This window comes from Pseudoduganella sp. jia 9 (assembly GCF_055502615.1).
On sequence record NZ_JBUPWE010000003.1, the window covers coordinates 102555 to 124246 of the forward strand.

Consider the following 21692-nt stretch of genomic DNA (forward strand, 5'->3'; position numbering starts at 1 on the left):
CTACCGGACAACGGTTGCATCGCAAGTAAAACCTCCGTAAGCTTGGCCCCATTGAAAAGGAGGCAATCTGTCATGGACATGCGGTTCGAACGGGAAGAGTCCGAGCAGCGTCGGGTGCGCGAACTATCGCGCTACGAGCTTGCGCTGGACAAGCCCGATCCGCAGTTGCGCTTTATCGTGGAACTGGCCGTGCAGACGATGGGCGCGGACATCGGCGGCATCAGCCTGGTGTACCGCTCGCACATCTGGATGCCGGTCACCGTAGGCACGACGCTGCGCGAGATCGAGCGCGGCGATTCGTTCTGCAGCGACCTGGTGGCGTCCGGGAGCGACTTCTTCGAGGTGGAAGATGCCCGGCAGCACGACTGGTCCGCAGCCAAGCCCATCGTACGCCAGCCGCCGCACTACCACCACTATGCCGGCGTGGCGCTGTACGGCAACCGCGGCTATCAGCTGGGAACCCTGTGGGTGATGTGGCGCGCGCCCGGCCGGCTCGAAGCCGCGCAGCGCACGATGCTGCAGGGGCTGGCGCGGCTGGTTGCCGATACGCTGGAATTGCGCTACTGCGATGCCGTCACCGGCATGTACAACCGCGGCGCGTTCGTGCAGCAACTGCAGCATGCCAAGAGCGAGGCCGGGCGCCGCGAGCTGGCCGTCGGCTACATCGACCTGACCGGTTTTCATCAGATCAACGAAGTGTACGGCCGCGATGCCGGCGATGCCACGCTGGCCGAGATCGCCGCGCGCATCGTCGGCTGGGCCGGAGTGGACAGCCTGGCCGGCCACCTGGGCGGCGACCGCTTTGCCTTTGCGCTGCTGGCCCCGGCGGGCATGGACCGCCTGCAGGCGCTGTGCCATGCGATCGACGTGCCGGTCACGCTGCCGTCCGACCGCACGCAGGTGCTTCATGCCCGCATCGGCATCGTGCGCGAGAGCCTGCCGACGCCGGTGGCAGCGGCCGCCCTGCTGGACATGGCGGAAACGGCGGCGGCCAGCATCGGCGACATGGCCGGTTTCTCGGTGGTGCGCGAATACGGCAGCGAAATGCGCGAACGCTCGACTTTCCTGCATGACCTGCTCGGCGTGCTGGAAGGCCAGCCAGGCGCTGGCAGGCTGTCGATGCACTACCAGCCGCAGGTCAATTTCGCCAAGCAGATGCTGATCGGCCTGGAAGCGCTGGTACGCTGGGACCATCCGCAGCGCGGCGCGGTGCCGCCGTCGGCCTTCGTGCCGCTGGCCGAAAGCGCGGGCAGCAGCCACGCGCTGGACATGCTGGTGATGCGCCAGGTTTGCCGCGACATGCGCGGCTGGATGGATGCCGGCCTGCCGCAGGTTCCCGTATCGCTCAATTTTTCCCGTTCCACACTGCTGCATCCCGGCCTGCCCGATGCCATCATGGCCCTGCTGGACGAGTACCGGCTGCCCGGCGCGCTGCTGGAAGTGGAAGTGACCGAGAGCCAGTTGCTCGAAGCACCGGAAGCGCTGGGCGAACGGGTGGCCGCGCTGCGCCGCCTCGGCCTGCGCATCGCCATCGACGACTTCGGCATCGGCTATTCGAACCTCGATGCGATCGGCACGCTGCCGTTCGACCGGCTCAAGGTGGACCGCCGCTTCGTGCACGGCGTGGCCGACAGCGCCGTGACGGCCAGCCTGTTCCGGCTGATCCAGGGCGTGGCCGAGGTGTCCGACGCGGAACTGCTGTGCGAGGGCCTGGAACGCCAGGTGGACCTGGACTGGCTGCGCCACCAGCATGCCTATTGCGTGCAGGGCTGGTACTTCTGTTCCGCGCTGCCGCCGCAGGGCGTGGAACACCTGCTGCGCGCCTGGGGCCAGCGCGCCCGGCAGGCGGCCGGCGATGGCGACGTGCGCGAGCTGTTCGCGGGCGCATGAGCGGGCCGGCGAAGGGGGCGCGGGCGCGGCTGCGCGTCGGCATTTCCGGCTGGCGCTACGAACCCTGGCGCAAGGTCTTCTACCCGCCCGGCCTGGCGCAGGCGCGCGAACTCGATTTCGCGTCGCGCGCCCTGCCGACCATCGAGATCAACGGCTCGTTCTATTCGCTGCAGCGGCCGAAAAGCTACCAGGAGTGGTACGACGCCACGCCGCCGGGCTTCGTGTTTTCGCACACGGGCAACCGCTTCATCACGCACATGCGCCGGCTGCGCGACCCGGTGCCGTCGCTGAACAACGTGTTCGCCTCCGGCGTGCTGGCATTGCGCGACAAGCTGGGACCCTTCCTCTGGCAGTTGCCGCCGAACTTCGCGTTCGATGCCGACGTGATCGAAACATTCCTGGCCGCCCTGCCGCACGATACCGAAGCGGCGCTGGCGATGGCGCAGCGCCACGAGGCGCGCATGAACGGTCGGGAATTCCTCGAGATCGACCGCAAGCGCAAGCTGCGCCATGCGCTGGAGATCCGGCACGAGAGCTTCAACGACCCGGCGTTCGTGGCCTTGCTGCGCAAGTACAAGGTAGCGCTGGTGGTGGCCGACACGGCCGGCAAGTGGCCCGACTTCGAGGACGTGACGGCCGACTTCATGTACCTGCGCCTGCACGGCGAAAAAGAGCTGTATGCCGGCGGCTACACCGACGCCGCGCTGGACGACTGGGCAGCCAGGATCCGCGCATGGAGCAGCGGCAGCCAGCCGGACGGCGCACGCCTGATCACCAAGGCGGCGCCCCCGAAGCGCGCCAGCCGCGACATCTACTGCTACTTCGATAACGACATCAAGGTGCATGCGCCGTTCGATGCGCGCCGGCTGCTGGCGCGCCTGGACGCCGACGACGGGCTGGAGCCGCTCACCGATCCGCGCCCGGATCCGCGCTGAAGGCCGATTTCGAGCCGCGCTGCGCCCGGTAGATGCCGGCGTGGCCCGAGCACAGGTACGCCACCACGCAGCCCAGCGCCGCGTACGGCCCGATCGCGGGGCCGAACAGTTCCAGCGCCATCACCGTGGAAGCCAGCGGCGTATTGGCCGCGCCGGCGAATACGGCGACGAAGCCCACACCCGCCAGCAGCGGGAACGGCAGGTCCAGCAGCGGCGCCAGCGAGTTGCCCAGCGTGGCGCCGATATAGAACAGCGGCGTGACTTCGCCGCCCTTGAAGCCGGTGCCCAGCGACGCCACCGTGAACGCCAGCTTGCCCAGCGCATCCCAGATGGGCAGCGGGTGCGCGAACGCTTCGACGATGACGGGTATGCCGAGGCCCACGTAGCGCTGCGTGCCCACGGCCCACACCGCGCAAGCGACGACGGCACCGCCGATGAGCGGCCGCAACGGCGCATAGGACACATGGCGTTTCATGAAGGCCGACAGCGCATGCGTGGCGCGGGCGAACAGCATGCCTGCCAGGCCGAAGGCGACGCCGGCGGCCATGATCGCGCTGATCGTCCACGCCGTGAGCGGCGGCACCGCGGCAACCGCGTAGTGAATATGGTGCACACCCCACGCCAGCCCAACCTGGTCGGCCAGGATCGCCGCCGCCATGCACGGGAAAATCGCGTCGTAGCGCATGCGGCCGATCACCAGCACTTCGAGGCCGAAGATCGCGCCCGCCAGCGGCGTGCCGAAAACCGACGCGAAACCCGCGCTGATGCCCGCCATCAGCAGGATGCGGCGGTCGGCGGGGCCGAGTTTCGCCACCCGCGTCAGCTGGTCGGCCAGCGTACCGCCCATCTGCACCGCCGTGCCTTCGCGGCCGACCGACGCGCCGAACAGGTGCGAGATCACGGTGCCGCCCAGTACCAGCGGCGCCATGCGCAGCGGAACCACGTTTTTCGGATCGTGGATCTCGTCGATCAGCAGGTTGTTGCCGGCCTCCACGCTGCGGCCCCAGCGCAGGTAGATCCAGCCGACCGCGAAGCCGGCCAGCGGCAGCAGCCAGATGATCCAGGGATGGCTTTCACGCCAGCCGGTCGCGGCGTCGAGCGAGAACAGGAACAGTGCGGAGGCGGTGCCGGCCAGGGCGGCGATCAGCAGGGAAATCAGGGACCACTTGAGGAGGTAGCGGAGCGCGAGGACGAAGGAGTCGAGGTGGGCTTTCATCGGAGGGCAATATAGCATGCCCTCCGGGACTTCAGACCGACAACCCGTCAATGATGGTCATGCCCTCCCCCGCGCTTCACCTTCACCGGCTTGCCCTGCGCCGGCGCCAGCGGCGCCATGCCCGGAGCCTGCGGCGCGGGCGGCAGTTCGCCGCTCCACTCGCGGGCGACGCTGCCGGCCGGATGCCGGTAGTGCCCCGGATCGCGGTAGTCGCCGCGCGCCAGGCCTTCGCGCACCTTCACGAGCGTGAACATGCCGCCCATCTCGATCTCGCCGTACTGGCCGGTGCCGGTCATCATCGGCAGCGTGTTTTCCGGCAGCGGCATGCGCATGCTGCCCATCGAACCGCCCTTGTCGCCCATCACCATGTAGCCCGGCACCAGATCGTTGATCTTCTCGGCCACGCCGCGGTGGTCGACGCCGATCAGCGTTGGCACGTCGTGTCCCATCGCGTTCATCGTGTGGTGCGACTTGTGGCAGTGGAATGCCCAGTCGCCCGGATTGTCGGCCACGAACTCGATCGCGCGCATCTGGCCGACCGCGATGTCGGTCGTCACCTCGGGCCAGCGGGCCGACGGCTTGACCCAGCCGCCGTCGGTGCCGGTCACTTCGAACGTGTGGCCGTGCAGGTGGATCGGGTGGTTCGTCATCGTCAGGTTGCCGGCGCGGATGCGCACCCGGTCGCCCTGGCGCACCACCATCGGATCGATGGCCGGGAACACGCGGCTGTTGAAGGTCCACAGATTAAAGTCGAGCATCGTGTTGACCTGCGGCGTGTAGCTGCCCGGTTCGATGTCGTAGGCCCCCAGCAGGAACACGAAGTCGCGGTCGACCGCATGCCGGCGGATATCCTTCGGGTGCGTGACCCAGAAGCCCATCATGCCCATCGCCATCTGCACCATTTCATCGGCGTGCGGGTGGTACATGAACGTGCCGGCGTGCTTCGCGACGAACTCGTATACGAACGTCTTGCCGGGCTGGATCGACGGCTGCGTCACGCCGCTGACGCCATCCATGCCGTTCGGCAGGATCTGGCCGTGCCAGTGCACGCTGGTGTGCTCCGGCAGCTTGTTGGTGACGAAGATGCGCACGCGGTCGCCCTCGACCACTTCGATCGTGGGCCCCGGGCTTTGGCCGTTGTAGCCCCACAGGTTCGCCGTCATGCCGGGCGCCACCTCGCGCAGCACCGGCTCGGCGACCAGGTGGAACTCCTTGACGCCATCCTTCATCCGCCACGGCAGGCTCCAGCCGTTCAGCGTGACGACGGGGTTGTATGGCCGGCCGTTGGGCGGCACCAGCGGCGCGGCGGTGGCAGCGGACGGGCCCACCGGCGCTTCGGGCAGCGATGCCGCGCCGGCGCGGCTCACCATGCCCGCGCCCAGCAGGGTGGTGGCGCCGGCCAGGAAGCTGCGGCGCGAATTGTTCGATGCGGTCATTGGTGTGCTCCGTGTTCGTGGTTGTGCTCCTTCTTGTGCTCGGGCGTGTGCTCTGGCTCCTGCTCCGTCTTGTGCTCCATGGTGTGCGCCACGGCGGCAACGGCGGGCAGGCGGCCGCCCAGCGCGGTCTCCAGGTCGGCGTCGGCGATCCAGTATTCTTTCAGTGCCTCGATCGCGCCAGCCACGGCCACCCTTTGCTCGCGCGCGTCGGCCAGCAGCTCGAAGGTGCTGAGCAGCATGCCGTTATAGCGCAGCAGCGTCTCGTCCGACACCTGCTTCCTCAGCGGGATGACCGTGTCGCGGTAGTGCCTGGCCAGGTCGTAGGCGGTGCGCCACGCGGCGTAGGCCTCGCGCGCCTCGCTGCGGGCATTGACGGCGGTTTCCGCCAGCCGGTTCACCGACTGCATGTACACCGCCTCGGCGCGCCGCGTGCGCGCGGTGCCCCAGTCGAACAGGGGGATTTCCAGGGTCAGCTCGTAGCCGCGCTCTACCGGCTCGCCACCTTCGCGTTCGCGCACCACGCCCAGTTCCAGCACGTTGACGAAACGGGTCGCACGCACCAGGCCCAGCGATGCGGCGGTGTGCTCGGTGTCCTTCCTTGCCGCCTGCACGTCGAGGCGCTCGCGCAGCGCGGCGCCTTCCACGTCGGCCAGCTCGCGCGGCGCCGCCGGCAGGTCCGGCAAGCGGCCGGGCAGCCGGTATCGGGCTTCCTCGCCCGACAGGCCGAGCAGCCGCGTCAGGCGCTCCCGTGCCGCCGTCGCCGCTTTCGCCGCGCGCGCCACGTCGGCCATCGCCTCGGCGTGGAACGCGGCTTCGCGTGCCTGGTCGTAGGCGCTCCAGTTGCCTGCCCTGCGCATGCGCTGCGCCAGTTCGGCGCTGGCATCGGCGGCGCCGGCCACCTGCTTCGCGTACTCGACGGCCTGGGCGCCGCCCACCGCTTCGTAATAGGCGCGCCGCGTGTCGGCCGCCACTTTCAGCGCCTCTGCGGTCACGCGCAGCCTGGTCTGCTCGAACAGCCGGCCTTCGATACGCTGCGCCAGCGGCGCCGTGATCAGGCCCGCCAGGTTGAATGCCAGCGAACGCTCGATCGTCGTGGTGCCGCCGCCGCGCTTGTGCTGGTAGCCAAAGGCGGGATTCTGCAGCCGGCCGGCCTGCACCAGGTCGGCCTCTGCAATACCCAGCTCCCAGTACGTGGCCTGCAGGCCGCGGTTGTTCAGCAGCGCGATGCGCACGGCGTCGTCCACGCCGATCGGCTGCGCCAGCATCGGTTTCAGCTGTTCCGCCAGCGCGCGGCGGTCGTCGTCGGTGCGCAGCAGTTTGGTCGGCGCGCCAGCTCTTGCCTGCGTGGCCTGGTCGACGGCGGCCATGCCGCCATCGGGGGAAAAACTGGCGCAGCCGGACAGGGCCAGCGCCAGGATCGGAACGGCCAGGGCCGTCGCCATCGGTGATGATGTCATTGTTACCTCTTGCATGATCGTATGTGCTTGACCCGCGCGGTGCGGGTCAGGACCGGCCGGACAGGTTGCCCGGAGCGGCGCTCGATTCAGGCTGGGGCGGATTTCGGCGGCCGTTCGAGGCCGGCCAGGTCGACGGCGGCGGGCACCGCGGAGACGAAGGGAACGGTGGCGCAGCGGCCATCCTGCAGCGGCGGTGCCGCGGGCAGCGCAGGTGCCAGCGGGGCACCGGTGCAGCACGCGCCGGCACTGGCACATTGCGCATGCTCCGCATGGGATGCATCGGCATCGTGGTGCGCGTCCCCGTGGTGGGGCGCGGCATGGCCATGCTGCGCGGCCAGCATCGCCGCATGGTCGTGATGGCCGTCCGCCGGCATGGCCTCGTGATGTGCCATGGCCGGTGCAGGCTGTGCGTTACACAGCAGCATCGTGGCCGAGGCAAAGCCCTGCAGGGGCACACCGGCCAGCAGACACCACAGCAACAAGGTACGGAGCAGCGCTTTCATCGGGCGTCATGGTAGCACGGGCCAGCGCCTGGCGGAGGCTGGCGGACAGGCAGCTGGCGTATATACTGTCGGCCTACCCGAACAGCGCGGCAATCGCAGCCGCCCATCAATCCCACGTTGCATGCAGCCCGCCTCCTCTTCCGCCCCCGCTTCCAATGCCCTTCCCTTCGCCGCCCTGCTGCTCGCGCTGGTCTCGCTGACGGCCGGCGCCTCGCTGGCCAAGCAGCTGTTCCCGCTGGTCGGCCCGGCCGGCGCGACGGCGCTGCGGCTGACGTTCGCGGCGGTGATCCTGTCGGCCGTTTTCAAGCCATGGCGCATCCGCCTGGGCGGCGACTGGCATGCGCTGGCGCTGTATGGGGTATCGCTGGGGGTGATGAACCTGTCGTTCTATTCGTCGCTGGCCTACATACCGCTCGGCGTGGCGATCGCGGTCGAATTCACCGGCCCGCTGGCGGTGGCCGTGTTCACATCGCGCCGGCGCATCGATTTCCTGTGGATCGCACTGGCCATCGGCGGACTGGCGCTGCTGCTGCCGCTGGACCGCACGGCGGCGGCGCTGGACTGGCGCGGCATCGCGCTCGCGCTGTGCGCCGGCGCATGCTGGGCCGTGTACATCCTGGCGGGCAAGCGCGCCGGCATGCGCCATGGGCCGGCGACGTCGGCCTACGGGATGTGGATCGGCGTGCTGGTGGCGGCGCCGTTCGGCTTCTGGCAGGCCGGTGCAGCCATCCTGCAGCCGCAGGTGCTGGCGCTCGGCCTGGGCGTGGCCATCGTTTCCAGCGCGATCCCCTATTCGCTGGAGATGCTGGCGCTGCGCCGGCTGCCGGCCAATACGTTCAGCATCCTGCTCAGCGCGGAGCCGGCGATCGGCGCCGTGATGGGGCTGCTGCTGCTGGGTGAACGGCTGGCGCTGAACCAGTGGGCGGCGATCGGCGCGATCATCGCCGCGTCGGTGGGCGCGGCGATGAGCAGCCGTTTCGGTTCGCCGAAGGCACCGCCCCCGGCGGGGTGATCAGCTGGCCGGCGCGGCCGGCTTGAACTGATCGCGGCGGTCGCAGCGTTCCTGGAACGCCTTGCGCACGTCCGTGTCGGCGATCTTTCCGATCTCGGCCGGCGCGCAGGTGGCATCGGTCATCGTCATCTGCTGCGCCGTCAATTGCGGGTCGACCTTGCCGCAGCCGGCCAGCACCAGGGCCAGGGCGCACAGGGCCCCGATCGTCTTCACGTATGTCATCGCGGTTCCATTCGAAAGTGAACGACAGCCATCGGCCGCCGCCGGTTGAATTTCACTTGAACTGCTCCGGCGCGCGGCCGATCGGCTGTTCCATGTTGGCAAGGTACCACGTCAGCGCAGACATGACCGCCACGTGGCGCTTCAGGTGGTCGGGATCGACCTTGTCGAACGTGTCGGCCGGCGTGTGGTGGTAGCTGAAATAGACACTGGAATCGACCAGCGGCGTGAACGAGGGCACGCCGTCGGCTTCCATCGCGTGCAGGTCGCCGGCGCCGATCACGTCGCGGCGCTGCAGCACGCCGGCGCCGATCGGCACCAGCGCGGCCTGCAGCGGTGCGAACAGCTTCTCGTATTGCGGGCGGATGCCGGCCTGCACGCCGAACGTGCGGCCGGCCACGCCGCCGTCGCTTTCGATCGCGGCGAACTGCTTGCCGAGGGCCGCCTTGTGCGCCTCGTGGTAGGCGGCGCCGCCGCGGCCACCGTTTTCCTCGTTCATCCAGGCGATCATGCGGATCGTGCGGCGCGGTTTCAGGTTCAGCTTCTTCAGCGTTTCCAGCACGCCCATCGACGCGGTGACGCCGGTGGCATCGTCATGCGCGCCGGTGGCCAGGTCCCACGAATCGAGGTGGCCGGAAACGATGACGACTTCGTCGGCCTTGTCGGTGCCCGGCAGGTCGGCGATCACGTTGAAGCTGTCGGCATCCGGCAGCGTCTGCGGCGTGAGCATCAGTTTCATCGTCACCGGGCCGCGCCTGCTCAGGCGCGCAATCAGCATCGCATCCTCGGCCGTCACGGACGCCGCCGGGATGCGCTTGTCGTCCGCCAGCCGCGTGGTGCCGGTATGCGTGAGGCGATAGTCGGCACCGCCGACGGCACGCACCAGCGCTGCCGCCGCGCCGAGGTCCGCCGCCAGCGCCGGGCCGCGCGTGCGGAAGGCCGAGCCGTGGCGGTAAGCCGGGCCGCCCAGGCCGGCATCGGCCATGCCCTGGTCGAAGGCCACCTCGAACAGCACGATCTTGCCCTTCACTTCGGCGGCGCGGCGTTGCAGTTCGTCGAAGTCGCGCACGATGACGACCGGCGCCGTCAGGCCTTGTGCCGGCGTGGCGCCGGAGCCGCCGAGCGCCGTCAGCACGATGTTCTGCACCACGCCCGCCGGCCGGCCGGTGTACTCGACCAGCTGGGCCTTTTCTTCGCCACGCACCCAGTGCGGCACCTTTACCGGCTGCAGCGTGACCTTTGCACCCAGCTTGCGCATCGTCTCGGCCACCTGCTGCACGGCCGCCGCGGCGCCGGGAGAACCGGACAGGCGCGGCCCGACCAGGTCCGTCATGTCTTCCAGGCGCTGGTAGGCCCAGTCGCTGCCCATCGCGGCATCGCGGATCTGCGCCAGCGTGGCGGGGGCATTGGCGGCATTGGCGGCATTGACGGCATTGGCGGCGTTGGCGGCTTTGGCGGCATATGCGGGAGCGGCGGCGGTCATGCCGGCGGCAAGCAGGCTGGCGGCGATGGCGGACAGGATGGGCTGGCGAATGTGCATGCGGTGTATACGGAGGAGTTCGGGAAAGCAGGAAGATATCATTCGACAATGTTGCAAGGCAACTTATAACATCGCGATCGAAACAATGATCGAACAGGTTCGCGTTTGACCTTGCCATGGCCATCGCTTAGCATGTGTCCATGCTGAAGGGACCACTCTGCACCGTGCGGCACCTGCTGAATACGGACCTGAACACGTTCATCGCGCTGGTCAACGACCTGCCGTCGCGCGGGGATTATTTTTCCAGCCAGTTCAAGTCGCCCGAAGCGATGCGCAAGGAATTCGTGCAGCATGGCTTCGTGACCGAAGACAGCGAACTGTTCGTCGTGGAAAACCAGTCCCGGCACATCGTCGGCGTCATCACCCACTTCAAGAGCCGCACGCCGACCAGCCGCGAGATCGGCTACCGGCTGTTCGACACCGCCCTCGCCGGCCAGGGCTACACCACCGAGGCGCTGCGGATGCTGGCCGATCACCTGTTCCGCGTGCACACCTGGCACCGCCTGGAAGTCCTGGCAGCCCCACGCAACATCGCTTCGGTGCGCGTCGCGCAAAAATGCGGCTTCACAACCGAAGGCATGCTGCGCGAGGCATTCTTCATCAACGGCCGCTACCAGGACGTGACCGTCATGAGCCTGCTGCGCCACGAGTGGGAACGGCTGCCGGGCGTGGCGCGATAGCGGCGCAGGCCTTCCCATGTAACAGATCTGTTACCTGCCCGCGCTCGTTTGTAATAATCTGTGTAACGACTGGCAATTCCCGCCCGGCCCGGTAAAGTAGACCTCAACCAAACGGCAGTCATCATTCCGGTGCCGCCGCGCAAAGTGAGGGAGAAATATCATGATGGTCAAAAAAATCTTCGGAATCGTCCTGCTGGGTGCCGCCGTTACCACGTCTTCCGCCGCGCTTGCCGCCGGTGACCGTGCGTTCAATACCGCCGCCGGCGCCGTCGTTGGCGCCGCCCTCGGCAGCCAGACCGGCAACGGCACCACCGGCACCGTGGTGGGTGGCGTGGTCGGCGGCCTGGTCGGCAATGCGCTCAGCTCCAGCGACCGCGACCGCCATGACTACCGTCCGCATGGCCGCGTGTATGCCCAGCCGCAGCCGGTGTACTACGACGCACCGCGTCCACGCTATGTGCGCCAGCAACCGGTGTATGTGGAACGCCGCGTGGTCCACGAATACCGCTACGACGATCACCGCGGCCGCGGCCATGGCAAGGGCCACGGCAAGGGTCACCGCAAGCACCACCATCACGACTGATCGTTCGGTCGCAACGTAAAGCCCGGCACTGCCGGGCTTTTTTCATGCTTCGTGCCGATGGCGGCCGGGATTACCCTTGGTGGATCGGGACGCACCGCAATACAACCGGGCATATCTGGCCGGTGGCTGTCCCACTTGTCTGGTGAAGGCGACACTGAAGGCGTTTGCGGAGCTGTAGCCCACCCGCTCAGCGACGTCTGCCACGCTGTGGTCCGGTTGTCCCAGCAGGCTCTTTGCCAAAGCCATGCGCCACGCCAGCAAATACTCCATTGGCGCAGAACCGATTGCTCGACTGAAGCGTTCGAAGAAAGTCGAGCGCGACAATGCCGCCTCCTTCGCGAGTTGCGCCACGGTCCAGGGATGCTGTGGTGCCTCATGCATGCGACGTATGGCTTTTGCCAGCCGCTCGTCGGAAAGGCCGCGTACCAACCCGGGCGAGGAAGAAACGCCCTCTGTGGAGCGTAATGCTTCAATCACCAGCACTTCAAGCAAATGTCTGAGAACCACGTCGCGGGCCGGGCGATTCGTACGAGACTCGCCGACGACGAGTTCCATCACTGACTGCAGACGAGTTTCTCCGCGCACGTGCAGGATATCCGGAAGCAAGGACACCAGCAACATCGCGTCCGGCGACTCGAAAACGCAATATCCGACCAGCAGCCGGACATCCGCGGGCCCCAGCGGGTCACCGTGCCTGGTCTCGCTATCGAGAACGGCAACATCTTCGGGACGATATTTCTTGTTCTCGCACCGCTGGATGCTCGACATGTCGAAACTGTAAGCTGCAGGAATAAGGACGAAGTCACCTTGCCGCAAATGGATGGTCCCCCGCTTCTCGACAGCGATCGCACACTCCCCTTCCATGACGGCACAGAAAAAAGGCCCTCCTGATTCGGTCCTGTGCACAGTCCACTCGCCAGACCCGCTGACGATTTTCGAGTAAGGGGCGGTTGGCCTGAGGAGAGACACGACTTCGGACAACGGATCTACCATTCCGGACTCCTGCACACAAATTGCGGACCGCTAAGTGTAGATCGTCCGGACAGCATCGTCTATTCTTTGTTCACACATTTGAAAGGATCGATTGATGAAAACCGTCTTGATTACTGGAGCTTCTTCGGGTTTTGGCCTGGAAACAGCAGAATACTTTTTGGCCAAAGGCTGGCGAGTCATCGCAACGATGCGCTCCCCCAAGCCCGAAAGTATTCCCGAGTCTCCCAATCTGCGCGTCGTGAAACTCGACGTGACTGACCCGGAAAGTATTGAACGGGCAGTTGAATCGATCGGACCGGTCGACGTCCTGGTGAATAATGCAGGCGTGGGCCTGCTCAGTATTGTTGAAGGAACGTCGATGGAGACAATCCGGGAAATATTCGAAACAAATACCTTGGGCACTATTGCAATGACTCATGCCATGCTGCCGCATTTCCGTCAACAGCGTTCCGGTGTAATCGTCAACGTGACCTCAGCCACGACATACCAACCTCATCCATTGCTGGCTGTCTATACCGCCAGCAAAGCTGCCGTCAATGCTTTCTCGGAATCGGTGGCATTGGAGCTTGCGCAGTTCAATGTCCGGATCAATCTGGTCATTCCAGGCCGTGCGCCGGAAACCCCATTCAGCAAGAACGCACAGTCCCGTATGGAAGGCGCTTTTCCAGAAGCCTACAGCGAATTCGTACAGGGGATTTTTGGCCGGATGGGCGAATCCACCTTGGTAACGCATCCCGTTGATGTAGCGGAAGCGATCTGGCAGGCAGCAACCGACCCAACGGTCCCGCTACGTCTCCCGGCTGGTGCAGATGCTCATGCGATGTCGCGCGCTGCGAGCTGATTTAGTTTCCCTGATGTCGGCGGACACGCGCCGGCAAAGCGGTCGTCCTGTACGGGTGAGCGTGCAGGTCCGGCTGTTTAGCCCGGGGCTGCATGTCCCTCCCGAGCCATGCCATTGGTTCGCTCTCGTCTACGCGATCGGACTGGTCATCATCCCCATCATTTATTTGATTTCCCGGTAAATATCCGGCAGGGCCGGTGTACCACCTTCTTTCCCCCTCCCCCCGCTAGCCGGCATCGGAACAGCCGATACCGACAACCATGCCTGCTCGCGACACCACCATCGCCCTTGGAAAGGGCCACTACCGCCTGCGCGAGCAGATCGGCGCCTCCGTGTACGGCACCATCTGGCGCGCCGCGGCGCTGTCCGGCATGCCGGACGTGGCCATCAAGCTCGTCAACTCCGAGCGCATGGCCTGCGCGCAGCCCGGCCAGCGCGAACGGTGGATCGCCAGCGCCTGCAACGAGATCGCCTTCCTCGACGCGCTGCAGCCGTGGGACGGCCGCCACATCGTGCGCCTGGTCGACAGCGGCTGGCATGACGGCCTGCCGGTGCTGGCGCTGGAGCTGATGAGCGGCGACCTGGGGCGCCACGTCGCGCGCCGCCGGGCGGAAGACGATGCGCCGCCGCTGCCCCAGGTGCTGGACTGGGTCGGCCAGCTGAACGGCGCGCTGGCCAAGGTACACCAGCATGGCTGGCGCTACCTGGACCTGAAGCCGGCCAACGTGCTGGTGGATGCGGCGACCGGCACGGTGAAGCTGGCCGATTTCGGCACCAACCGGCTGCTGGAGGCGGCGCAGGCGCACAGCTATTGCGGCACGGCCAGCTGGCAGGCGCCGGAGCAGTTTTTCCCCGCCCCCGGCGGCGGGTATGCCACGGGGCGCCACAGCGACTACTTCGCGCTCGGCGCGCTGTATTACTTCCTCGTCACCGGGACAGCGCTGCGCTGGTGCGCCGCGTGCGGCGACGCGTACCGCGAACACCAGTCCGACGGCGCCCGCGCCATGCTGGACGCCGGCCCGCTGCCGCCCGTGCTGGCCGACGATGAAGCGGCGCTGTTTGCCGGTTCGGTACCGGCCATGGCACGCGAGCCGGCGCTGCGCCTGCTGTCGATACTGCTGGCCCGCGCACCGGAAGAGCGGCCCCGCAATGCGCTGCACATCAGCCGGATGCTGGACGCGGTCCGCGCCGGCCTGGGTGGGCGGGCGGCGCTGGTGCGCAGCAGCGCCGCCTCCCTCGAAAACGGCCTGTGCGCATGAATACCGGCGCGCAGGCGGCACGCAAGGCGCTGCTCGCGCTACTGGCCCTGCTGTTCGCGCTGCAGGTCTTCGCGCTGCTGCGGGCGCCCGCGGCGTGGCTGCCGGCTGCCATCACGATCAATCTCGACCGGCCCGCCGCCATCACCCTGACGGCGGCGCAGCTCGGTGCCATCGGCGCCGCCGGCACCCGGCTCGTCTTCGGCCGGAGCGCGGACGGCGCTTGGTGGCTGCGCAGCGGCGGGCCGGCCCGGCCGCTACTGCGGCGCGACGGCACCGACGAACGCCTCGGCAGCGTCGATCCTTCGTCCCTGCGAACATTCGGCATCGGCACCCGGACCTTCCGGGTACGGCCGGACAGCGCGGGCGCCCTGGCGTTCGACAATGGCGCAACGCGCTGGCGCTTCGATGGCGCGACGGTGTTTCGCGATGGCAGCGCCCAGCCGCCATGTCCGGATGCCGCGTGGCCGGCACGGGCCACGGCGCTGTGGAACCGTGTCGTGCCGCCCGGGTTGTCGATTGCCCGGCCGCTGGTCTTCGGCGGCAACCTGCATTGCGGGAACCGCATCGGCCTTGCCGGCATCGATGGCGGTGCCGCACAGGTCGCGCGCCATGGCACGGCGCTGTTGCTCTCCGCCGGCACCGCCGGGGTGCCGGCCGACGTGCTGGCCGATCGCGCCAGCCTGCGCGACACGGCGCGCCGCCTCGACGGCGTACAGGCCCTCACCGTCGGCCGCACACGCTACGACATCGGGTTGGCAAACGGCGGACTGACGCTGGCGCCGGCGCGGCGGGTGTCCCTGCACGCCATTCCCGAAACCGCGCTGCCGCCGGAGGCGGCATGGCAATGGCGGCAGCGCAGCCTGTGGCAGGGTGGCGCGGCAGCCTGGCTGCTCGCCGCTACCGCGGCACTGGCCGTGCTGGCCGCCGCGCGGTTCGGCCGGGTGCCGGCGGCGCGGCGCGGCAACATCCTCGGCCCGCTGGCCGATGCGCGCCGCCGGCGCGCGGTGTCGTCATGGGCCTTGCCGTCATGGGCTATGCCGCAATGGGCCAAGCCGCATTGGGCCGGCCGCTGGCTGTCGGGCACGGCCGCGGCGCTGGTGCTGGCCACCGGCTGCGCCGCCCTGCTGCTGCAGCGCGGTGGCGATCCGCCCGCCGCCGCGTGCTCGCTGCTGCTTGCCGCCTGTGCGCTGGGCCTCTGGCTCCTGCATCCCAACCGCCTCCCGGCCAGCGCCTGCGCCGCGCTGCTGCTGATCGGTGCCGGCCTGCTGTGCCAGCTGAACCTGGGCCTGGCCGGGCCGGAGACCGGGTGGCTGCGCTATTACGGCAAGAGCGCCGCGCTGCTGGCGATCGGCAGCGGCGCGATCGCGCTATGGCGGCAGTTTCCGCCGGCCGTTTCGCAGCGGCGCGTCGAATGGCTGCTGGCCGGCGCGGCCGGCGCTGCATTGCTGCTGCTGGCGGCCCAGGTGCTGTGGGGTGACGAAACCGGCGTGTTCGACATGCAGCCGGTGGAAGCGGCCAAGCTCGTGCTGGCGCTGCTGACGGCGCACTGCCTGGCGCTGCGCATGGGCTGGCGCGCCGATCGCCGCGCCCAGCCGGGGCATGGCGCGCGCTGGCTGCGGCTGATCGCGCCGGCGCTGCTGTTCCTGGCACTGCTCGGCTGCGCGCTGGTGCAGGTCGACGATTATTCGCCGCTGATCCTGCTGCTGCTGTGGGCCGGCGCGATGGCGTTCGCCTATGCGCTGGCGGCGCGGCGCTGGCTGGCGGCGGGCCTGCTGGGCTGCGTGGCGCTGGCCGGCATCACGGGCGTGGCGGCGCTGCGCGGCGGCGATCCAGCGCACTTGCCGGCCACGTTCTACGGCGACCGCTTCCAGGTCTGGCTGGAACCCGCGCAGCATCCGCATACGGGCCAGCAGGTGCGGCAAGGCGCCGCCGCGATCGCGGCCGGCGGCTGGCTGGGCACGGACGGCATGCTGGGACTGGCCTCGCTCGGCCATGCCGGCGGCAGCGTGATGGCGCTGCCGGCCGTGCAGGACGATTTCGCGCCTTCGTTCCTGCTGCACCGCCACGGGCTGCTGGCGGCGCTGCTGCTGTGGTGCGGGCAGGCCGCGCTGGTGGCCGGCCTGCTGCGCGCCGCACTGCGCCACGGCCGCGCGGGCGCCGCGGCCCCCGGGTTCCGGCTGGCCTGGCTGCTGCGCCTGCGCGCCTTTGCCCTGTGCGGCGGCGCGGCGTTCGTGGCCGGGCACCTGCTGCTGTCGTGGGGAACCAACCTGGCGATCCTGCCGGTGATGGGACAGCCGATGAGTTTTCTGTCCGCGGGCGGCAGCCACCTGCTGTTTTTCCTGCTCCCCCTGCTAGCAATCGATGCCGGTTCAACTGAGGAGTAAACCATGCCGATCTATGTCCAACACGAAGTCCTGGGCCGGGTGCCCGACGTGTTCAACGCCGAGGCGATCTGGCAGGCGCCGGGGCTGGCGCTGTTCGCGCGCCGCCCGCTGCTGCGCGACCTGCTGGAACGCTGCCCCCGCGAGCAGCGCGGCAACGCCGCCACGCGCTGCTTCACGCACGTGACGCTGCGCCTGCCGCAGGAAGATGTCGACGACGACTACCACCTGACACGCGGCAACCGCGCGCGCGACCTGGCGCAGACGCTGGCGGCGCTGCACCAGAAGGATTTCGGCGACCTGCTCGGTACCGACCAGGTGCGCTACCACGTCGCCGGCGCCGACGACCTGCAGCCGGGCGAGATCGAAGTGCGCTTCGGCCACGCCGTCTACCTGCCGGGGCCGGACGAGAAGGTGCTGTTCCACGTCAGCGCGTCGGCCGACGCGGCGGCATGGAAGCCGGTCTGCCCGGTCTACCCGGACCAGCGGCTGGCCGTGATCGACGAAGGCAATGCCCCTGGCTGGCCGTTCGGCGCGGCCGGCACGCTGTTGCTGATCAACGACGGCCCGGACACCGAGCCGGTCCTGCAGGTGCGCCCGAAGGATGCGCTGGACTGCCGCCTGGACGAACGCCTGGGCTGCCATGTCATCACCCGCAAGGGCGAGGCGCAGGGACGGCGGCTGCTGCTGAAGGTGGCGCGCGCCGCGCGTATGCCGGCGGCGCCGCCCGTGATGCAGCCGACGATGCAGCCGGTGATGCAGCCGGCAGCCCGGCCGATCGTGCCTGCGGTCTGGCAGCCGCGCGCGCCCTCCTCGCGCGCGGTGCCCGACGACGGCACCGCGCTGCCGCAGCCATCGGTACGGGCCGCCGAGGCCCGCGCCGGCGCGACCGATGCAACGTTCGCGCCCGGTACGCGCCATCGGCTGACGCTGGCCGCGCTGGCCCTGCCGCGGCTCAGCCGCTACCGCGGCACCGGTGCGGCCTCGCTGTCGGTGCCGTTCGACCGCGCGCTGGCAGTGAACGGTGCCGGCGCCGGCGCCGGCACGCTGGCGTTCGTCGTCGATGCCGACGATGCGCTGCATGCCGTCACTCCGGCCGGCCGGGAACCGGTGGCCGTGCCGGCCAGCTTCGCAGCGGACGGCACGCGCAGCATCCGGCTGCTGGCGGCACCCGCGCAGATGGCGGAACGCTATTGCGCGCTGGTCGCCCTGCCGGTACCGGTGGCGGCACCGGTCACGCAGGGCAGTTTCGGCCGCGGCAGCCCGGCGCTGGCCACGCTGCGCGTGCTCGACGAACCGCGCCTGCTGGCCCGCGACGACGCCACGGCGCAAGCCAGCCCGGACCGGCAGGCCAGCCCGGACCGCATCGGCCTGTCGCGCAGCGCATTCGCCTTCGAAGCCGGTCCCCATGGGCTGTCGATCACGCGGCAGTCGGCCACGCAGGCGCTGTACCACCTCGATCCCGAGCTGCGCTACGTGGGCGCGATCGAAGGCGCGGATGCCGGCACGGCCCCGTTCGTGCTGCCGCCGGGGCACCACGTGGTGGCGGGCCACTACGTGCTGCGCTTCGATGCCTGAGCGGCGATGACCATGTCGCTCGACCATTTTGCGGCCGGCTTGGTGGCCTGTCATGGCGCCCTCGCCTACGCGCTCGGCCTGGCGCTGACGCTGGTGCTGGCGGGCTTCCTGACGCCGGCGCACTGGTGGCGCCGGCCGACAGCGCGCGGCCTCGCCATCCTGGGCGGCGGCGCCTGGGCGTTCGGCGCGCTGCTGCTGCATGGCGTTGCCGCGGTACCGCCGCCTGTCACTGCCGCTGCCTCTGCCGCTGCCTTTGTCTCTGCCGCCCCCTTGCAGGATGACGCATCCGCGCAACAGGCCGGCGCCATGCTGCCGGTACCGGGTCAGCGCTACCGGGTGCACCGCGACCTGAACGTGCGCGATGCGGCCGGCGTGGGATCGGCGCGGGTCGGCCTGGCGCCGGCCGGGTCGTTCGTCACGCCGACCGGACGCCACGAAGGCGACTGGTGGCAGATCCGCTATGACGGCGGGCCGGCCGGCGCAGTGGGCTGGGCCAGCAGCCTGTGGCTGCGCCGCGCCGCCGAGCAGTGACTTCGGACCGCGCGGCCCGCCGTGGCCGATAGGACATGGTTGAGCGATCGCTACCGGCCGCACGCGGCGCACGCGCGCAGCGGATGAATACGGGCTGAAAAGCACCCCTGTTCGAGGCTACGCCGAGTTGCCAAGGGGATGCAAAAGCGCGTAAAGTCTTGCTTGTCTCGTCCGTGGCCCTTCATGAACACTTGCCGTCATCCCGATCACCCGCACTGCACCTTCTGGGTCGCGCCGGGCCAGCACGCCTGCGAGGGCGGCCATGCGCAGCCGGCGGCGGCACCGGCGGGCCTGGCGGATGCAGGCTTCGCCGCCGCATCCGACGCCGCGTCGAGCTACGAGTTGCTGGCGGCGGTGCGCAACGGACGGGCGCCGCAGTCCATGGCCGAACCGGCACGCGGCGCGGCCGGCAACTATGCAAGCCCGATCCGCGTGCGCCCGCAGCTGCACATCAGCGGCTTCGATCCCCGCGCGGCGGGCGGCCGCCAGACCCTGAAGATGGAGCTGCGCGGCATGCCGGATGCGTGCGCGCCGCAACTGGCGATCCGGCTGACGTCGGACCTGATGCAGCAAGGCGCCTCGGAGCGGCAGTTCGTCCGCTCCATCGATGGCGACTGGCGCCCCGTGTTCGCCGAATTCTCGTCGCGCGACCGCGAGCACGGCCAGTACCAGATCCATGCCGAGGTGCTGAGCCGGCATCCGGGCCAGCCGGTACGCAAGTGGGAATGCACGTTCGTCGTGCTGGTGCCGCGCCCCGATGCGACGCTGACCGAGATCCACCGCATCTTCCTGTCCACGCACAAGAACGTGCGCGTGATGGCGGACGACGCGTCGATCGCGCGCGTTTCCGGCCAGGGCGGCGACAGCATGGACATCGACGTCACCGCGCGCAATGCCGGCATCGCCCACCTCGACCTGGGCGCGCCGCAGGGCAAGATCGACCTGGGCTTCTCCACCATCGCGTGGGACGAGGACCTGATCGAGATCGACATGCCGCACGCAGGCCCGGCCCACCCGCATCCAAGCCGTGCCGCCACGTTCGTCAACGCGGCGCCGGAAGCGGGCGCGCTGCGCCACATCCGCCTGTTCGCGCTGGACGAATGCGTGTTCGGCCGTATGGAGATCGTCGATCCCGAAGCGGACGCGCTGCTGAATCACTATGGCCCGGACGGCATCGACAGCGCCGGCCTGACGCGCCGGCTGTCCGGCCGCCACGCGGTGATCCGCCGCGGCACCTTGGGCTTTGAAATCGAGGACGTCTCGCGCTACGGCCTGCTGCTGGACGGCGTCTGGCCCGGCAAGCACAAGCCGGTGGCGCTGCGGCTGGGGATGCGGATCGAACTGTCGGCCAGCATCAAGGGCATCGTCGTGCTGGAAGTGACGGCGCTGATGCCGCACGGCGTGATCCTGCATCGCATCGATGAAGGGGCGCGCGCCGAATGCTTCGTCGTGCTGGCGCCGGACACGCACCCGGGCTATCCGCTGCGCCGCATGCAGGCCGCGCCAATCGCCGCCGCGTTGCCGCTGCTGTTCCACCACGACGGCGGCTTCTGGCACCTCGATGCGCTGACCGGCAAGGAAACCGCGCTGGGTCCGCAGGCGCAACTCGACAAGCTGAGCCGCATGCCGGGGCACACCCGCTTCGCCGCCGATCCGTATCCCGGGAGTTACATCATCCGCACCGGCGGCGTGGTGCGCGAGATGGTGGCCGGGGAAATGCACACTGCCTGAACCGGGTCAGGCCCATCGCAAAACACTTACGCACCTCAAATTGCCGCAAATGCGGAATTCGACAGCATCGCGTCGGCAATATCCAGCATCGCGCGCAGACGGTCCATGTGCCGCAGGTCCTGGTGGTAGCCAACCCAGATGTCCCTGCCTGGAGGCTGGTCCGGGGTGTCGATACGCTGCAATCCGGCTGTTGCATCGCCCAGCGGCCTTGGCAGCACCGCGATGCCCATACCTCGCACGCACATCTGTGCCTGGATGGCTCGGCTCGTGCTTGTGAATGCCCGCCGCGACTGCGGGAATCTGTCCAGCAGCCAGGCCACATCGGGAAAATGGGACTGTGCTGTATTCATGAGTATCAATCCCACTGATGCCGGATCGCTCTCCATCGCAGCCGCGGTGCCGGATGAACCATACAGGCCATAGGAAATCCGCATCAGGCGGCGCTGGACGATGTCGGGTTCGCTGAACGGAACAATGCGAAACGCCACATCGGCCTCGCGACGCGGCAGATTCAACAAGCGGTAGCTGGCGATCACCTCCGGCACCACGCCCGGATGGCGGCGCGTCAGTTCCGCCAGCACGGGTGCGAGAACATGGCCGGCAAACCATTCGGCCGAAGATATCCGCAAGATGCCTTCGAGGCGCTCGTGGTTGCCCGCCAGGCGCCTCTCCATGGCCAGCGCGGAATCCTCCATCGATTCGGCCAGGGTCAGCACGGCGTCCCCGGCGTCCGTGAGCACCAGTCCCTCCCGGGTCCTGCGGAAGAGCGCCTGCTCCGCCTCATCCTCGAGCGCTTTGATCCGGCGCCCCACCGTCGGATGGCTCACCCCCAGGGTGCGCGCGGCCTGGCCGAATGATCCGCTACGCACCACCGCCAGGAAAATCCGGACATCGCCCCATTCCATCT

The 21692-nt window shown here is 68.7% G+C and carries 19 protein-coding genes; 11 read left to right on the top strand and 8 right to left on the bottom strand.

Annotation, left to right across the window (positions count from 1 at the left end):
* Positions 1 to 72: 72 nt before the first annotated feature.
* Both ACY34H_RS03730 and ACY34H_RS03735 read left to right on the top strand, forming a co-directional pair.
* Positions 73 to 1890, top strand: a complete 1818-nt coding sequence (locus tag ACY34H_RS03730) for a putative bifunctional diguanylate cyclase/phosphodiesterase (RefSeq protein WP_464976144.1) — start codon at positions 73 to 75, stop codon at positions 1888 to 1890.
* On the top strand, positions 1887 to 2825 hold the full coding sequence (locus ACY34H_RS03735) for a DUF72 domain-containing protein (protein WP_464976145.1): 939 nt from the start codon (positions 1887 to 1889) through the stop codon (positions 2823 to 2825). Before ACY34H_RS03730 ends, ACY34H_RS03735 begins: the two co-directional genes overlap by 4 nt.
* On the opposite strand, the gene ACY34H_RS03740 is transcribed toward ACY34H_RS03735, so the two are convergent.
* From ACY34H_RS03740 to ACY34H_RS03755, 4 genes are all read right to left on the bottom strand, one after another.
* Positions 2797 to 4041: a voltage-gated chloride channel family protein gene (locus ACY34H_RS03740; protein ID WP_464976146.1), complete on the bottom strand. Its 1245-nt coding sequence runs from the start codon at positions 4039 to 4041 to the stop codon at positions 2797 to 2799. The genes ACY34H_RS03735 and ACY34H_RS03740 overlap by 29 nt on opposite strands.
* A 47-nt stretch (positions 4042 to 4088) precedes the next feature.
* Entirely contained in the window at positions 4089 to 5477 is a 1389-nt protein-coding gene (locus ACY34H_RS03745) for a multicopper oxidase family protein (protein WP_464976147.1), read from the bottom strand.
* Positions 5474 to 6934 (bottom strand): TolC family protein, encoded by a 1461-nt coding sequence (locus ACY34H_RS03750; RefSeq protein WP_464976148.1) that lies wholly within the window; start codon positions 6932 to 6934, stop codon positions 5474 to 5476. Before ACY34H_RS03750 ends, ACY34H_RS03745 begins: the two co-directional genes overlap by 4 nt.
* An 86-nt stretch (positions 6935 to 7020) precedes the next feature.
* Positions 7021 to 7437 carry a hypothetical protein gene (locus tag ACY34H_RS03755; protein WP_464976149.1) on the bottom strand — a complete coding sequence of 139 codons (417 nt, stop codon included), beginning with the start codon at positions 7435 to 7437 and terminating at the stop codon, positions 7021 to 7023.
* Between the two features lie 121 nt (positions 7438 to 7558).
* On the opposite strand from ACY34H_RS03755, the gene ACY34H_RS03760 reads away from it, so the two are divergent.
* Positions 7559 to 8449 (top strand): EamA family transporter, encoded by an 891-nt coding sequence (locus tag ACY34H_RS03760; protein WP_464976150.1) that lies wholly within the window; start codon positions 7559 to 7561, stop codon positions 8447 to 8449.
* Here ACY34H_RS03760 and trbK read toward each other — a convergent pair whose 3' ends face one another.
* Positions 8450 to 8671 carry an entry exclusion lipoprotein TrbK gene (trbK, locus tag ACY34H_RS03765; protein WP_464976151.1) on the bottom strand — a complete coding sequence of 74 codons (222 nt, stop codon included), beginning with the start codon at positions 8669 to 8671 and terminating at the stop codon, positions 8450 to 8452. It abuts the gene before it with no gap.
* A gap of 52 nt (positions 8672 to 8723) precedes the next feature.
* On the bottom strand, positions 8724 to 10208 hold the full coding sequence (locus tag ACY34H_RS03770; RefSeq protein ID WP_464976152.1) for a M20/M25/M40 family metallo-hydrolase: 1485 nt from the start codon (positions 10206 to 10208) through the stop codon (positions 8724 to 8726).
* 140 nt (positions 10209 to 10348) lie between these two features.
* Between ACY34H_RS03770 and ACY34H_RS03775 the strand changes: the two genes are divergently transcribed.
* Both ACY34H_RS03775 and ACY34H_RS03780 read left to right on the top strand, forming a co-directional pair.
* Positions 10349 to 10888 (top strand): GNAT family N-acetyltransferase, encoded by a 540-nt coding sequence (locus ACY34H_RS03775; protein WP_464976153.1) that lies wholly within the window; start codon positions 10349 to 10351, stop codon positions 10886 to 10888.
* A 160-nt stretch (positions 10889 to 11048) separates the two neighbouring features.
* A complete protein-coding gene (locus tag ACY34H_RS03780; RefSeq protein ID WP_464976154.1) occupies positions 11049 to 11471 on the top strand; it encodes a glycine zipper 2TM domain-containing protein in 423 nt (140 codons plus the stop codon).
* A 42-nt stretch (positions 11472 to 11513) separates the two neighbouring features.
* Here the strand turns inward: ACY34H_RS03780 and ACY34H_RS03785 are convergent, their stop codons facing one another.
* Positions 11514 to 12464, bottom strand: a complete 951-nt coding sequence (locus ACY34H_RS03785) for an AraC family transcriptional regulator (protein ID WP_464976155.1) — start codon at positions 12462 to 12464, stop codon at positions 11514 to 11516.
* 94 nt (positions 12465 to 12558) lie between these two features.
* Here ACY34H_RS03785 and ACY34H_RS03790 point away from each other — a divergent pair, with 94 nt between their 5' ends.
* The 6 genes from ACY34H_RS03790 (at position 12559) to ACY34H_RS03815 (ending at position 20785) form a co-directional block, all read left to right on the top strand.
* On the top strand, positions 12559 to 13305 hold the full coding sequence (locus tag ACY34H_RS03790) for an SDR family oxidoreductase (protein WP_464976156.1): 747 nt from the start codon (positions 12559 to 12561) through the stop codon (positions 13303 to 13305).
* A 260-nt stretch (positions 13306 to 13565) separates the two neighbouring features.
* Positions 13566 to 14564 (top strand): protein kinase domain-containing protein, encoded by a 999-nt coding sequence (locus ACY34H_RS03795; protein WP_464976157.1) that lies wholly within the window; start codon positions 13566 to 13568, stop codon positions 14562 to 14564.
* On the top strand, positions 14561 to 16948 hold the full coding sequence (locus tag ACY34H_RS03800; RefSeq protein WP_464976373.1) for an FtsW/RodA/SpoVE family cell cycle protein: 2388 nt from the start codon (positions 14561 to 14563) through the stop codon (positions 16946 to 16948). Before ACY34H_RS03795 ends, ACY34H_RS03800 begins: the two co-directional genes overlap by 4 nt.
* 3 nt (positions 16949 to 16951) lie before the next feature.
* Positions 16952 to 18523 (top strand): hypothetical protein, encoded by a 1572-nt coding sequence (locus tag ACY34H_RS03805; RefSeq protein ID WP_464976158.1) that lies wholly within the window; start codon positions 16952 to 16954, stop codon positions 18521 to 18523.
* A 12-nt stretch (positions 18524 to 18535) separates the two neighbouring features.
* Complete coding sequence (locus ACY34H_RS03810) at positions 18536 to 19054, top strand: SH3 domain-containing protein (protein ID WP_464976159.1); 519 nt, start codon at positions 18536 to 18538, stop codon at positions 19052 to 19054.
* 183 nt (positions 19055 to 19237) lie between these two features.
* Positions 19238 to 20785, top strand: a complete 1548-nt coding sequence (locus ACY34H_RS03815; protein ID WP_464976160.1) for an FHA domain-containing protein — start codon at positions 19238 to 19240, stop codon at positions 20783 to 20785.
* A gap of 35 nt (positions 20786 to 20820) precedes the next feature.
* Here ACY34H_RS03815 and ACY34H_RS03820 read toward each other — a convergent pair whose 3' ends face one another.
* Positions 20821 to 21690, bottom strand: coding sequence for a LysR family transcriptional regulator (locus ACY34H_RS03820; RefSeq protein ID WP_464976161.1), 870 nt, complete (start codon positions 21688 to 21690; stop codon positions 20821 to 20823).
* Between the last annotated feature and the right edge of the window lie 2 nt (positions 21691 to 21692).